Source organism: Spirosoma radiotolerans, assembly GCF_000974425.1.
In the GTDB taxonomy this organism is placed as follows: Bacteria; Bacteroidota; Bacteroidia; order Cytophagales; family Spirosomataceae; genus Spirosoma; species Spirosoma radiotolerans.
This window is the reverse complement of sequence record NZ_CP010429.1, coordinates 5,552,574-5,566,431: the sequence shown is the minus strand read 5'-3', so window position 1 is coordinate 5,566,431 and position 13,858 is coordinate 5,552,574. Positions and strand designations below refer to the sequence as shown.

At 52.4% G+C, this 13,858-nt stretch carries 12 protein-coding genes; 2 read left to right on the top strand and 10 right to left on the bottom strand.

Going from position 1 to position 13,858, the window contains the following annotated elements:
• Nucleotides 1-34: 34 nt before the first annotated feature.
• The 7 genes from SD10_RS22565 to SD10_RS22540 all read right to left on the bottom strand — a co-directional run bounded on the left by SD10_RS22565 (nucleotide 35) and on the right by SD10_RS22540 (nucleotide 8,453).
• Nucleotides 35-2,830, bottom strand: coding sequence for a TonB-dependent receptor (locus SD10_RS22565; protein ID WP_046576962.1), 2,796 nt, complete (start codon nucleotides 2,828-2,830; stop codon nucleotides 35-37).
• Between the two features lie 115 nt (nucleotides 2,831-2,945).
• Nucleotides 2,946-3,500, bottom strand: a complete 555-nt coding sequence (locus tag SD10_RS22560) for a carboxymuconolactone decarboxylase family protein (protein ID WP_046576960.1) — start codon at nucleotides 3,498-3,500, stop codon at nucleotides 2,946-2,948.
• Between the two features lie 334 nt (nucleotides 3,501-3,834).
• On the bottom strand, nucleotides 3,835-4,374 hold the full coding sequence (locus SD10_RS22555) for a hypothetical protein (RefSeq protein WP_046576958.1): 540 nt from the start codon (nucleotides 4,372-4,374) through the stop codon (nucleotides 3,835-3,837).
• Between the two features lie 182 nt (nucleotides 4,375-4,556).
• Complete coding sequence (locus tag SD10_RS22550; RefSeq protein WP_046576956.1) at nucleotides 4,557-5,876, bottom strand: Gfo/Idh/MocA family protein; 1,320 nt, start codon at nucleotides 5,874-5,876, stop codon at nucleotides 4,557-4,559.
• 44 nt (nucleotides 5,877-5,920) lie between these two features.
• Nucleotides 5,921-6,079, bottom strand: coding sequence for a hypothetical protein (locus SD10_RS29735; protein WP_158500591.1), 159 nt, complete (start codon nucleotides 6,077-6,079; stop codon nucleotides 5,921-5,923).
• 158 nt (nucleotides 6,080-6,237) lie between these two features.
• A complete protein-coding gene (locus SD10_RS22545; RefSeq protein ID WP_046576954.1) occupies nucleotides 6,238-7,305 on the bottom strand; it encodes a PLP-dependent cysteine synthase family protein in 1,068 nt (355 codons plus the stop codon).
• 11 nt (nucleotides 7,306-7,316) lie between these two features.
• Nucleotides 7,317-8,453 carry a redoxin domain-containing protein gene (locus SD10_RS22540; RefSeq protein ID WP_046576953.1) on the bottom strand — a complete coding sequence of 379 codons (1,137 nt, stop codon included), beginning with the start codon at nucleotides 8,451-8,453 and terminating at the stop codon, nucleotides 7,317-7,319.
• A gap of 205 nt (nucleotides 8,454-8,658) precedes the next feature.
• On the opposite strand from SD10_RS22540, the gene SD10_RS22535 reads away from it, so the two are divergent.
• A complete protein-coding gene (locus SD10_RS22535) occupies nucleotides 8,659-9,138 on the top strand; it encodes a hypothetical protein (protein ID WP_052731270.1) in 480 nt (159 codons plus the stop codon).
• A gap of 103 nt (nucleotides 9,139-9,241) precedes the next feature.
• On the opposite strand, the gene SD10_RS22530 is transcribed toward SD10_RS22535, so the two are convergent.
• The 3 genes from SD10_RS22530 to SD10_RS22525 form a co-directional block, all read right to left on the bottom strand.
• Nucleotides 9,242-9,718, bottom strand: coding sequence for a response regulator (locus tag SD10_RS22530; RefSeq protein ID WP_046576950.1), 477 nt, complete (start codon nucleotides 9,716-9,718; stop codon nucleotides 9,242-9,244).
• 279 nt (nucleotides 9,719-9,997) lie between these two features.
• Nucleotides 9,998-10,147 carry a hypothetical protein gene (locus SD10_RS29730; protein ID WP_158500590.1) on the bottom strand — a complete coding sequence of 50 codons (150 nt, stop codon included), beginning with the start codon at nucleotides 10,145-10,147 and terminating at the stop codon, nucleotides 9,998-10,000.
• A 725-nt stretch (nucleotides 10,148-10,872) separates the two neighbouring features.
• A complete protein-coding gene (locus tag SD10_RS22525) occupies nucleotides 10,873-12,681 on the bottom strand; it encodes a T9SS type A sorting domain-containing protein (protein ID WP_262507429.1) in 1,809 nt (602 codons plus the stop codon).
• Here SD10_RS22525 and SD10_RS30185 point away from each other — a divergent pair.
• On the top strand, nucleotides 12,592-13,386 hold the full coding sequence (locus tag SD10_RS30185; RefSeq protein WP_227699266.1) for a hypothetical protein: 795 nt from the start codon (nucleotides 12,592-12,594) through the stop codon (nucleotides 13,384-13,386). The two genes, SD10_RS22525 and SD10_RS30185, sit on opposite strands and share 90 nt — an antisense overlap.
• Nucleotides 13,387-13,858: the final 472 nt, after the last annotated feature.

Genomic DNA, 13,858 nt, shown 5'->3' with positions numbered 1-13,858 from the left:
CCATTTGCCAGGCGCTCTTTCACTCGTTCACTGTTTATTTAAGTCCCTGGTCAAATACGATTGATACATAGTAAAGTCCGCCTACCGCCGGAGACCCATAGGCCTGCACGACATACTGATTCGTCAGGTTTGTCGCGCCAAGTTTCAGAACTGTTTTCAACGATGGTACCCGGTAGTTGACCTGCGCGTCGAGCAAGTGGTAAGCCGGTACGCGTCCGGGAATGAGCGCGTTGAACGAACTCACCCAGTCGAAACTTTCCTGCCAGTGCCACGCAACATTGAAACCGATATTCGGTGCAATATTGCGGTGGCCGAGCGTTACGTTGGTTTTGAAACGGGGCGTATTGAAAGCCGCTACGTTGTTAGGATCTGCGTTCCGTATGTTGAACGATGACCACGTACCGTTGGCTCCAATCTGGTAGCCGCCCGCTGTCCGATACGTCAGGCCGAGCGTGGCCCCCTGTGCCGATACCTTGTCGGGGGCGTTCGTATAAAGCTGGAACAACTGCGCCTTACCATTCAGAATTTCCTGGGCGGCTGCCGCATTGGGCTTGCCATCTGACCCCAGTACCGGACTATCAGGACGTAACACAACCGTGTTGAGAATGAAGTTGGTATAAACGCCGTAGTAATAATTGGCATCGACCGACAAGCGGCTATTGAGCAGACCACGGTACCCTATTTCGAAACTATTGACCCGTTCGGGCGCTATGTACGGTACGTTCGATTTCTGCAGTTTATCCTTGTTGTTCAAGAGCGCCTGTTGCGGCCCCACCTTGTTTACATCGGCTCCGAAACCAGCTCCAAACAGGTTGGCACTTGTAGCTGTATACGAATTTTCGTACACATTCATACCCGCGCTGTTGCTGGGCGCACCACCCAAAATCGTAACGGTTGGCCCTACCGAGAGTTTAATAAATTGATCAGAAGGAGTGGGGTTGCGGAAACCCGTCTGATAACTGGCCCGGAAATGGTGCCGGTCCGTTGCCGAATATACTGCCGAGGCACGGGGCGTGAAATATCCCGCGAAGTTCTGGTTTTTATCGTACCGGCCCGATACCGTTAGTTTGAGTTTGTCGGCCAGCAATGCTTTACTGATCTGGGCAAAGGCACCGAATTCGTGGTAGATAATCCGCCCCCCTTTATCGTCGAAAAGGGTACCGTTGGTGAACAAACTATACTGACGGAAATTACCGCCAACGAGCACATCCGCTACGTTGTTGAGCGCCGACGTCAAGTTATACTGACCGTCGGCATGCCACATGCTAGTCTGGCTTAGAATACCTGCACCCGCCGAACCCTGAATGGCCGTCAAGCGGTTTTTCTGCGCTTCGTATTCGGGCGTGCCAGGCAGCAATCGACCCTGATCGGCGAAGGTACGGGCCGCCGTTTGATCGGTACCGGTTACAGTCGGGATGGTGCCGCTATAGGCCGCCGTGTACCGGGCGAACCACGTATCATCGGCTTTGTCGGGCGTTACGACGTTGCCGTTCAGGTCGCGGACCCATGTCCGGTTGATTTGCTGTCCCAGCGACCGGGTGTTGTACGAATCGTGCGAGTCTTCGGCATTGCTGTACCAGCGGACAAAAAATTGCTTTCCGCGTATTTCCAGCCGGTGCTGCGTGAGCGAGAATCCATTGACCGAAAAGCGATTAGAGCCCGTGTAATTGGCGGTTCCTTTGGCGTAATTGACCGCATAAATGGCTTCGAGTTTAGGCGTAATTCGGTAGTGGAGCGCTCCGTTTAGTTTCAGGCTATACACGTTATAGTCGGTCAGGTCTTTTTCCAGATAGCCCGTCCGCGACACCTGCCCCGCGCCCGGCAAGGTTCTGACCACCTCATCGCCGTAAATATTGAGGCCATTCCGGGCCGGGTTCTGCGCGCCACGTTGCTCAGAAGGGGTCGATTGGTTTACGTCGGTATAATCGGTGGCAAACCAGTCGAGCCCCCGCATGTAGGACGCATTCACTTTAAAGGCAAACCGATTGCCAAACGCTTTGGCGTAACGGATGGCATGGTCATTGTAAATGGCTGCGCCTGTCGGTCCGGCGTTCCGGTTGGGGTCATTGAGGTGATTCACACCCACTTTGGCCTGGACACTCAATCCCTGGTACGTAAACGGGTCTTTACTCGTCATCAGCAGGGCTCCGTTGAAAGCCGCCGGGCCGTATAAGGCCGAGGCCGCACCGGGCACCAGCTCTACACTTTCGGCATCCAGATCACTCAACCCAAACATATTACCTACTGAAAAGCCGAACCCGGCGGGCTGATTGTCCACGCCGTCGATAAGTTGCAGAAACCGGCTGTTGCCTGTACTGGCAAAGCCCCGTGTGTTGATTTGCCGATACGTAAGGCCACTCGTCACCATATCAACGCCCTTCAGGTTATTGATACCCTCGTAGAATGTAGCGGATGGTGTTTCGCGAATGCTGCGGGCGTCCATTTTCTCGATCGTAACCGGAGCCCGAACCAGACGCTCTTCAACGCGGGAAGCGCCTACGACCACTTCATCCAACTCACTGGTGGCCGAATTCAGGTGAATCGTGAGCGGAGCGTTGGCGCTTGTTACCGAAACCGTTTGTGGTTCATAACCAACCATCGAAATCTGGAGCGTAAGCGGTCCTGTTCGATTGGTCGGGATGCTGAATGAGCCTGTATGGTCTGTTACCGTGCCTTTGTTTTGCCCTTTGATGATAATGCTGGCACCAGGCAGTGGTTTGCGCGTAACGGGGTCCATGACCAGGCCGGTTACCTTTACCGATTGCGCCATTGTGACGGTACTAATGAGCCAGAGCCATGCGTAAAGCAAGGCGTGCTTCTTTATGTTCATGAGTTGAAATGCTTGGTAAAGTGTACGCAGTCCCTCTCCTTCCCAAAGCCTACTGTGGGCAATGGAGAAGCTGGGAGAGCTACGTAGCGGTTTGAGTATAAATTTTTTGTGCCTGTTACTGAGCCGGATAGCCTCCCGGTGGACGGTTATATCCCCGGTTCACAATGCGGTCGCCCAGCGTGTCGTAATAGGCCGGATCGGTGGGCGTTACAGTCGCCATGCCATCAACGTATTTGTTATACAGACAAAACAGGGCGGCAAGCAGGACTGTATCGTGAATTTCACGGTCGGTGGCACCAGCGGCCTGAGCACGGCCGATGGCCTCCGGCGTGACAGCACGACCGGATTGCTGCGTCAGGGCGGCAATCTGGAGCAGTGCTTTCATCTTGTCACTGACAGGCGCAGTTTCAATGTCGGCTTTTACCGCAGCCGCTGTTTTATCGTCGCCCAGAAGCAGGTCGGCCGCTTTCGTATGGGCGGCATTGCAAAAGTTGGTGCAATTGCGCGACGAGACGAGAGCCGCAATCAACTCGCGTTCACCCTGTGTGAGTGTCGATTCGCCCCGTAGTAGCAACTGGGTCAGTTCCCGAATCGGCATAGCTGTATCGAGCCGGTATTCGAGCAAGCCCGTAATACCCGGCAAATGGTCCGGTAAAGGAATATGAGGCATGATTTAATCCAAAGTTGAGGTTGGTCACAGCCTGCTACATCTGATAGCGGTTTACGACCAACGTGTTTGTTATCAGTTAATGGCGTACACATGCTGTTTCTGTGCGCCTGATCGGGGCATAGAAAACAGTGCGAACGATTACAGATATCGTTCACCTGAACAGAAATAGGGGAGTGGTAGCGACGGGATAATCTTGTTCGTTGCCGGGTAAGTACGGCAAGCCCGTTTGGCTATTACGATTCTCGCAATAGCTATAGTTCTGTGTTCACGGGTGCGACAATATGTTCAGACGCTAAAGCGACTGATTTGAAACAGAACGAACAGGAAGTTCGCTTCAGACTTCGGGCGGTGGAGAAGAAATTCGCAAGGCTAACTGATGGCACAGAAACGGTTTTTCGGGAATCCGAATGTCGTTATGCCAACGGGGCGAAGAGAAATAAAAGGTAATTCTTGGGGTAGGCGAGTATTCTTTTAGTAAAAGTTTCAGCAATGTGTTGGTTTTATCAGGGGACTTACCCGCCCCGGATACGTGCTCTTGCATGAACGACAGCAAATCACCCTGCCAGAACGAATCGTTGTTCGTTTGAAGGCTAGCAATGAACAAGGTATCGCCCTGAATACTCATGCTGACGACTGAATAATACTGTCCTCGATACGTGAAGCCATCCGACGTCGTGCGGGTGATCGAATTGGCATCAGGCTTGTCTTTAAGTGGAATCTGAAATTCTACGATGCTATCGACAGAGCGGTATACCTGGAGCCGTTGAGAGAGGTCGTGTTCGGCCTGCCACCACGTACCTACGCACACCAGTACATACGCCAGGATATGGTGCAGGAGCAAACCAAACAAACCAATCGATATTGCCTTCTTCACACGAATACTACAGGGGAATTTTTTCCAATAATAATACTAAATTTTAAACAAAGCTACGGGTTCGTCTATTGGACATCCTAATGCATTCCAGATAACCAGACTGGGCGGTTGATCGCGATCGTATCCGTTTTTATCCGGTTGGTGCAGTCAGGTTTAAGAACCTGACTGCACAGCACCATCATTTACAATTTAATGCCCCATTCCTTATTCATGGGTCGGCCGAGCAAGGCATTGGCTTCGGGGTCATCCTTAAAGGATTCCTTTTTGGGGTTCCAGGCGAGTGAGCGTTTGAGCTGATAGGCGATGTTGCCAATGTTGCAGACCGATGCCGTCCGGTGGCCCACTTCTACGTCGCAAATGGGCTTGCTCCGTTTGCGCATGGCGTTCAAAAAATCCTTGTAATGGTTTTCGCTGGCGTACACGTGTTTTTCGGTTTCGCCAATAACTTTCGTTGCCAGCGAAGCGGGGGTTGTTTCCAGCTTTCTGCGCTGTACCCGAAGTTCGCCCTCCGTTCCGGTAAACAGAATCGCGTTGTTCCACTCCCAGGGCTGGTGAGTCATCGTAATGCCATTATCATAGCGATAGGTCAGAAATGGATGCTCTTTGCCATCCGGGGCAATGACTTCTACCGGACCACTGTTGTCCATATCCAACGCCCACTGCACAATATCGAACATGTGCGCGCCCCAATCCGTCACCATGCCCCCGCCGAATTCCCGATAGTTTCGCCAATTCGGAAAGACGTCCTTCGAAAGGGGAGGAGCCAGCTCAGCGTTGAACGGCACGGGTGCGTTTGGGCCAAGCCAGGATGGCCAGTCCAGTCCTTCAGGAACGGGTTCGGCCGGCAGATTGTAGGGAACCGGTGGTGGCCCTACATTGACCTTAATGCTTTTGACGTCGCCAATGTAGCCGTTTCGGATCAACTCAGCTGTCTGCCGAAACTCGGGCCAGGAGCGTTGCATGCTACCCGTCTGAAAAACACGGTTGTATTTCCGGGTAGCATTGACCATGGCGCGGCCTTCTTTAACAGTCAGTGCCAGCGGCTTTTCGCAGTAGATGTCTTTCCCGGCTTCGGCGGCCCGAACGGCCATGGCAGCGTGCCAATGGTCGGGAGCGGCAATCACAACGGCGTCGACATCCTTGCGCGCCAAGATCTCCCTGAAGTCCGCATAAACGGGAATATCGGAGAAGGTGCCAAGCTGGGTATTCTTGGCGTAATGGTCTTTAATCCGATCTAAAGTCAGTTGGGCTTTTGCTTTGTAAACCTCACTGATGGCCACAATCCGGGTTTCGTTTGTGTTCAGGAATGATGTTGTCAGCCCTCTTCCCTGCTTGCCTGTGCCAATAAAACCCAGTGAAATGACATCGCTGGGGGCGGTGTAGGCTGTGCCATCGGGTCGTTTGCCGCCCAGAACAAAGCGGGGAACGATCATAAATCCGGCCACGGCTGTGGCCGCTTTCCCGACAAAATCCCGGCGATTAATTGGCTGTTCCTTTTTCATTATTGAGTTGCGTTAAAGGTTTCGGTTTTGTAGACGATTTGTAGTCAGGTGGTTAGGTTTGAGCGGCTTAATCCGATGGCTAGTTCCATGACATGGAAATGGCCCCTGATCTGGTTTTTAGCCCATTTGCAGGGTCTGGTTTTCGCCATTAATAACCGGTTTGCGGTCAGACCCGCCGTATAGTCGCTCATCCAAATACTCATAGAAAACAGTTGTTGCCTGATTCAGCTCTTTTACTATGAATGTTCCCCGTTTTCTGGAGGCTGTGAGGACACAGCCCCCGGAGGATAACTAAAGCCCTTTCCCTTCGTTCTTTTACCCGGCCTGCGCCCGTTTACATGCCTGAAACCGTGGACCGCAATCAGAAAACACCCGGTCGGCCCACCAACAGTCGGCTGATGGGCCGGTAGTCGGTAAAGTCAATATCGGGGGCAACATAGCCCGGTTTTATGGGCTCTTCCCGAACCAAATCTGTGCTGAGGTATTTCTTGTTACTGTCGCAAAGAATCGTCACGACACGGGCTTCAGGGCCCAGTTCGCGCTGAAGGTTGATGGCCCCGATCAGGTTGGCACCCGATGAAATACCCACCGCTACGCCCAGTTGGAGGGCCAGTTTTTGGGCCACTAATATCGAATCGCCGTCATTGGCCTGGACAATGTGATCCAGTTCATCTAGTTTTAGAATATCCGGAATGAATTCGTCGAAAAAGCCCTGAATCCGGTGCGTTCCGGTTTTATGCCCTACCGAGAGTGTTGGCGACTCAGCGGGCTCGAGCGGGTGAATGCGAATGTCGGGTTTGCGGGATTTGAGGTAACGCCCCACACCCATAACCGTTCCGCCCGTTCCGACACCTGCCACAAACGCATCGGGAGTAATGTCCACGCTCTGGAGTTGCAGCCAGATTTCCTTGCCCGTAGTCAGGCGGTGGGCGTCGGCGTTGTATTTGTTGGCGAACTGACGAGGCAGAAACACCTGCGGATCGCTGGCGGCCAGTTCCTCTGACCGTCGGATGGCCCCCATAAAACCGCCTTCTTCTTTGGTAAAAAGCACAATGTCGGCACCCAGGCTCCGAATGATATCGATACGCTCCTGGCTGATGCCTGCTGGCATAATGATCGTGACGGGATGCCCCAACGCACGCCCCACCGCCGAAAACGCAATGCCCGAACTACCGCTGGTTGCTTCGACGATGCGGTCGCCCGGCCGGATGTTCCCTTCCCGATAGGCCTGGTGCAGCACATGCAGCGCCATGCGGTCTTTCATGCTGCCAGTCAGGTTGTAGTGTTCGCACTTGACGTAGAGCGAGCGCGGCTGGCCCCGGTCGGTATAGAATAATTCCAGCATAGGTGTATTGCCAACCAAATGCCAGAGGTGCTCAAATTTTTCCTGAATAGCCGGCTTTATAGTCGGTTCGATAGGTGACGTCATGCGGTTGATTATCAGGGTTTAGTCGCCAGGATTTCTTCTAATTTTTTGCCCAGCTCCTCGCCCCGAACATTTTTGGCCACGATTTTACCATCGGGACCAATTAGAAAGTTCTGGGGAATGGACCGGATGCCATACTGCCTGGCGACTTCATTATCCCAGAATTTCAGATCCGAAACCTGCGTCCAGTCCAGCCCATCTTTATGAATGGCTTTCAACCAGGCTTCCCGGGCGTTCGGCCGATCCAGCGAAACACCTAAAACGGTGAAGTTCTTGTCTTTATATTGGTGGAAGTTCTTTACCACATTCGGGTTTTCGGCCCGGCAGGGACCGCACCAGCTCGCCCAGAAGTCAACCAGTACATATTTTCCGTGGAAACTGCTTAAGGCTACGCTCTTACCCGATGTGTCTGCCTGGGTAAACTCGGGAGCCATTGACCCAATCGAAGTCGCTTTAATCGTTGCCAGCAGTTTTGCGTATTCCTGACCGCCTTTGCTGGTCTTTATTTTATCGGACAAGCCATCAAACAAGGGGCCTACCTCGGCGTAGTCTGGCGTATACGAGTACCGCTGTAAGGCGTCCAGGCTAACTAAGCTGGATGGATTCTCCTTAATGAACTGCGCCCGGATCTTCTTTTGATCGGCTTCAATGGCTTCGTAACGCTTGTCCAGGGCTTCTTCAAGTTCCTTCGACTTGCGTTGCTCCGGCGTTAAGGCCCGGTATTCTCTCATAAGTTGGGCCATTTTGTCGGTAGCGGGCTTCATCATCGCGTTCAGCTTCTGATAATCAGTATTCAGCGGAGTGCCACTGGCGATGGCATTATCGAGCGAATCGGAACTGGTTACGGTGATGGTACCTGGCTCCAGATAGAGACTGCTGGTGGCCGTGGGGCGGGTACGGCTAAAACCAGTTCCTAGTTTGTCGACGAACAGGGTGGCCTGGGCTGGGTTCTCAATCGTTCCTTTGAACGAGAATAAGCCGTTCTGGATTTTGGTTGAGTCCATTTTAGCCGTACCTCGTTCCATATAGCGTAGATACGCTTTAGCAGGCGCTTTATAAGCTGGTAATTTCCCGTTCAGGGTAAATGAACCGCCTTGCGCCCAGAGCAGCGAAGGGGTAATGAGCAGCGCGGTCAGAATGGAATGTCTCATAATAAATAGTTCGTTTGCTGGTTGTAGTGCTCAAACATAGCAGAAAAACGTAGGTTAAGCTATTGATAAACGCAGGATTGCCCGTGATACGCCCCTTGCCATGATTTGTGTAAATATCACTTGTAGGCCAGGCGGTAAGCGTCTGCACCGGTTTTGGCGCTACTATGGGTGGTTAGTCCTGCCCATAGCGTTGTCCATAAATCCATTGCGAGCCCAGCACTCAGGTAAAGACAGCTATCAGGTAAGGGTGACGACAAAAGATGGGAGCCGATTTCGGGGGCCTTTTCGGGATATAGACAGTGCCAACTTGTACGTATATGACAATTACTGGACGAACCGCATCCCCTTACAGTCGATTCGGCGGGTAGTACTTCGACGGGAGAGTAAAAAAGAAGTACAAATTACGGGGGCTATACTGGGGGGTTTAGGGGTCGGCTATGTCGCAACGGAAACACCCTACCGAAGCCCAGTCTTACACGGGGTAACGGTCACGTTTGCCGCAGCCGGAGGGGCCGTCGCGGGACTTTTGTTAAGTTCGGCCATCAGCAGCTTTGTTTCTCGTCGGCGGGTGATTCGCCCGCTCAACGTAGCCAATCCGACAATACGCTTGTACCGAGAATTGGAGCCGTTTTCAGACCGTTATCAGCGCGATTTACTGGATCGTCTACCGGCCAGAGAGCGCTAGGAAGCCATTTTTACAGGCCAATGAGTATACATGACCCGTTAACGGATGGCTGTATACTCATTGGCCTGTCGCCCGAATAGGCGAAATGAAAAGTTTAAAGGCATTAATCAGGCAGCAGGGCGGGAGCGGGTAAAATGGCCAACTCCCACCAATAGCGCCGTAAAGTATAAAAGCACGAAAGCCATTTATGGTAAACCGTAGGCTTGGTGATGTAAGCGGCTACACTGAAGCTATACGACTTGACAATGTCTTTGTAATCCTGGGAATGGCTCAGGGTGATAACCGGAATGTGTTGATACTGTGGATGCGCTTTGATCGACTTTAACAGCGCCCAACCATCTTCCTGGCTTGGGAGATAGGGTTCCAGCAAAATCAGCCGGGGTAACCGATTGCTGTCAGACAAACACTTGTCCAGGTAAGACAAGGTTTGGGAGCCATGATTCATCCAGATCGGTTCTACTTCAGGAAAGCACTGAGCCAGCGCCGAGCGGATGATGAGCCAGTGATCGGCGTTGCTCTCAACAACCAGGATCGGTGTCCGGGTTGCCTTCCGACGTTTTGGATTAGTAGTGGTAGCCATGAATGGGAGCGTGTTAAGTCGTTCGTTATTTAATAGTTAAGGATAAACGTAAAGAATCACCATATACATTTCTGGTGGGCATCGGACGCAGCGGACATGATATAAAGCGTATTTTTTTACGGATAGTCCGGGCTAAGACGCTAGTAAAAAAGCTTTTGCCTTTAGTTTATAATTTGTTGGTTTTCCTGGTTCAGCAGACCGTATTGATCGAAACCTTAGTCTGAGTTAGCTCTGCCGGATTGCTTCAGCGCACCAGATAGGGCAAACCTGTTTGGGGTTTCAGTGCGTTGTTGAATAGCCTAAGAGAGCGATCCTGAGAAGCTCCCCGTTTTCCGGGGCAGGATTCTGAGGGGTGAACTTACGAGTTGACCCAAGGGTGATAAGGAGAGGTGGCCGGGCAGGCGCGGGAGTAGAAAGAAGATGTTTCATAAGAGAGTAGTAGAGTCAATATAGCTTCCTGAGTATCCACTTCCGACACTTTTAGCGAAGTGTATACAGAGGATAAAAAGTCTTATGGCAAGACTACTCAATTAGATTATAGAAAGCAACTAAGGCTTCTGATTTACAGATAGTTACCTTTGTTTGAAACAAATAAACTTGTTTTGCCAGATGGCGGGTAGTTGTGAGGAGGTAGTCGGAATGGCCCTGTATACTATTGACAATAGTACAATTCTGTATATATATAGGATTCTTAAAAAAGATAAGTGTAGTAATTTAGTCTACCAGATTAAAATTATAGCGTAGCTATTTAATATTTTTAATAAGTGTGATCAATTATAACAGATAATCCAGATAATAACTTGTTAACCTATTGAGAATCAGCCTGAATTTCCATTCAGTAAAAAGGGTAAGATCAAGGTTGCCATTGCCGGATAAACCACTCTTTACCTGGCGATAAGTTTACCCGTATAGGCCAGATTGAGAACCAGGTTGGTTGTTATGTTAACGTGATTTTGGGGTTAGCTTTGTCGTTCTGGTAGGGCTTTAACCATTTTAAACGTGCCCGAACTAGCTATTTTTTGTCATTCATACTAAGGTCGAAATGATAAAAAATAGCTAAAAGTAAAAATTTAAACAGCTACGGTGCGTAACTGCCTACCAAGTGCAGGCTATGCCGAATACACGTTAAATCAAAATAGGTTGGTTAATTAAAATCAGAGTCTCTGCTTAATAAAGTTATGACTGATCATACCGCCTTCGTCGGGCTCAACCAGCAGAACGTACCTTCCGGTTGGTAGACTCTGTACATCCAGATCAATGACATTCGTTGAGGAGCGGGTATCGACAAGCAGCACGCCCGCCGTCGAATACACCTTAAACTTGGCACCCGCAGTAGACAACTGTACGTGTAATTCACTGGTCGCCGGATTCGGGTAAATCCGTACATCTGAGCGTGGTGTACCGATCGGGCTGGCTACGCATATCGTCGTTCCAATAGACGTCAGACTAGTCCCATCAAGGCGGTCATCTTTGAGCAAATTGGTTGTATTCTCTAAACTCATGCCACACACAAGTGTGTTGTGAGAGCCGGAATTTACATATAGCGCATTATCACAATTGGCGGCCGTGTTATTCTGAAAAACGCTGCCCAATATGGCCGGTATATTATCTTCAACATACGGTTTATGGAGTGGCTGAAACTGCAAGTAGTTTAGGTAACCTTCGGGGAAGGGCGCATCCACAATAGCCGGAATGTTGGGATGGGCCGTGAGTAAGTTATTGTTGCGGACCTCCAGCCCGATCACCGAGGTGCCAAACGTACGCTCCTGTATAGCTTGCACGGTATGCACCCCAATGAACACCCCGTTCGAGCCATCCGTATTCGAGACGGAATTGGCCATGATCTGATTGGTGTACATGGGAATAAACTTCTGACTGCCGTCGTCGACCTGGATAGGAGTCAAGTCGATCGAGCCGCTGTTGACCAGCGTGTTCATCACCAGAGCCACCTGGGTGGTCGCATTGTGATACAGAGTGATGCCTCGCCGGTTGCCCTCCATGTAGTTGCCCGACACCAGCCAGTTGCGCGAGCCCCAGTTGAAGATCGTGTACCGGCTCCCCCCTTCGGGCGCCACATCCCAGGCCCGGTCCAGACTCAGCGTGTTGCCACTCCGGCTGGTGATCCATCGCCACTGCCCCATGCCCCTCCCACTCACAATGGCCACCACCGGCCTGAGCCGGGCGGGGCCCCAGTTCTTGCTCTCGTCCCGCAGGTTTACACCCCCCGCCCAACTGACCGTCCCCGTCTCCTCATCGATGCGGTCACCGCCCCCCCCCTCACTGATGATGGTCTCCCCATCGTTGCGGTTCTGGGCCGGGCCGTTGATGACCTTGAAGACGTTGTCGAGCACCGCCAGGTTGTAAGTGAAGTTGACCACCAGCACGTGGTTGACCGTGCTGGTGGGGTAACGCGCCGAGCCATCCCGGTAGACCTGGTTGTTCTGGAAGATGCCATCGTGGGCGAAGTTGAAGTTGAGTCCATCGACCGCATAGGTGAACGTGTTGTCGCGGACCACGAAGTTGACGCAGCCATTGAGCATCAGCGGGCCGTGGTAGTTGGTGCGGCTATCGACGCCCTGGGTGAAGTCCGAGCCCGCGATGAGGATCTTCTCCGAGTTGGCCCACCACAGCCAGTCGCCCTGGTTGAGGGCGAAGCGCACCCGCAGCAGGAAGGCCTCCCTGGCCTGCCCCCGCATGTTGCCCACCTGCTCACTGCCCGAGTTGTCGACGTTGATCAGGGCCAGGTCCGCCAGCCCGGCCTGGGTGGTGATGGGTGGCCAGTAGAGGCCCATGTGGGGGGCCTCGAGCTGGTAGCCGAACTTGAGCAGGGTTCGGTCCTTGCCCTGGCCCTGCAGGACCACCCGGTCCCGCATGTGGATGTACTCGAAGTAGGGGGAGGTCAGCTTGTAGGTGCCCGCTGGCAGGTAGACGATGCCGCCCCCATCGGCGCTGGCCCGGTCGATGGCGGCCTGGATGGCGGGCTGGTCGTTGGCCTGCCCATCGCCGATGGCTTTGCGGGCGAGCCGGGGATCGGTCTTGACGTTGTAGACGTTGCCATAGAAGGTCAGCTTGCTGGCCCAGGGCAGGCCCAGCTGGAAGTAGTCGGTGGCGGCCGGGATGGCTGTCAGGGGCTGTTCGAGTGGGGTGAAGGCGTCGGCTCCACCGAGTCCATTGGAGACCTTGAGGGTGTAGATGCGTGCGGGCTGGATGGTGGCGGGCAGTTGGATGGTGAGGCAGAAGGCGTCGCTCTGGTTGGGGATGACGGAGGCCTGCAGGGTGTTGGCTCCTTCGGTGAGCTGGACCAGGGGAGTTCCCCGCTTGAGGAGCAGGTTACGGCCGAAGATGCGCAGGGTTCCTCCGGGGGTGATGTCGGGGGAGTCGGTGTGCATGGGCCAGGCCTGGTTGATGGTGACACGGGGGGAGTTCGCTCCCTGGTCCTGCAGCCAGATCTGGTATCGGTCGATGGGGGTGTTGGCTGGAATCTGGACGGTAGCCTGTCCGGTGGTCTGGACCAGGATGGGCAGGGTGGTGGTGGTGGTGGAAGCGCCGACGGTCATGAAGGCTTTGGCCGAGCTGGAGAAGTTTCCCTGCAGGCTGAGTGCTTCGCCGGGTTGGATGGATGGGCTGGTGTTGAAGATGACGGGTTGTTGAGCGCTGGCGGGGCGTGAGCAGGTCAGAAACAGAAACAGAAACCGAAGCAAATTACGATGAGTCATAAAGAAACAGGTTTGGTAGGAGAGTAAGCCTCCGATGTCGACTAATAAAAAGTTCAGATCAATGATTTATCAATGCCCTGAGACGAACCATCCACTACCCCTTCTTATCGAGTACATGTATCTCAAATAAAGATTTTAATAAACCACCAGATGGTCCTAGTTTTCAAAATACATAAAACGAATACGTGTATCCGGGTGGGTTATTTTTTGCCCAATCAGGGGCTTGGGTATAAGGTAAATATACATTTCTTAGCTAATGCTTTGCGACAGATAACGCATAAAAATACTATACGGTAGTTTTTGTTTAAGTCTGTATGTCAGCTATTTAGGTGACGATATGAACCGCTTCATCCGTTGTTATTATGGTCGGACGTAATTCGCCAAAACACATAAGGGCAATGGCATTCCAATAACAGGAATGCCA

What these genes read in the sequence shown, in the direction of transcription:
- SD10_RS22565 (WP_046576962.1), bottom strand. Translation starts at nt 2,830, where the DNA reads ATGAACATAAAGAAGCACGCCTTGCTTTACGCATGGCTCTGGCTCATT.
- SD10_RS22560 (WP_046576960.1), bottom strand. Translation starts at nt 3,500, where the DNA reads ATGCCTCATATTCCTTTACCGGACCATTTGCCGGGTATTACGGGCTTG.
- SD10_RS22550 (WP_046576956.1), bottom strand. Translation starts at nt 5,876, where the DNA reads ATGAAAAAGGAACAGCCAATTAATCGCCGGGATTTTGTCGGGAAAGCG.
- SD10_RS29735 (WP_158500591.1), bottom strand. Translation starts at nt 6,079, where the DNA reads ATGAGTATTTGGATGAGCGACTATACGGCGGGTCTGACCGCAAACCGG.
- SD10_RS22545 (WP_046576954.1), bottom strand. Translation starts at nt 7,305, where the DNA reads ATGACGTCACCTATCGAACCGACTATAAAGCCGGCTATTCAGGAAAAA.
- SD10_RS22540 (WP_046576953.1), bottom strand. Translation starts at nt 8,453, where the DNA reads ATGAGACATTCCATTCTGACCGCGCTGCTCATTACCCCTTCGCTGCTC.
- SD10_RS22530 (WP_046576950.1), bottom strand. Translation starts at nt 9,718, where the DNA reads ATGGCTACCACTACTAATCCAAAACGTCGGAAGGCAACCCGGACACCG.
- SD10_RS29730 (WP_158500590.1), bottom strand. Translation starts at nt 10,147, where the DNA reads ATGAAACATCTTCTTTCTACTCCCGCGCCTGCCCGGCCACCTCTCCTT.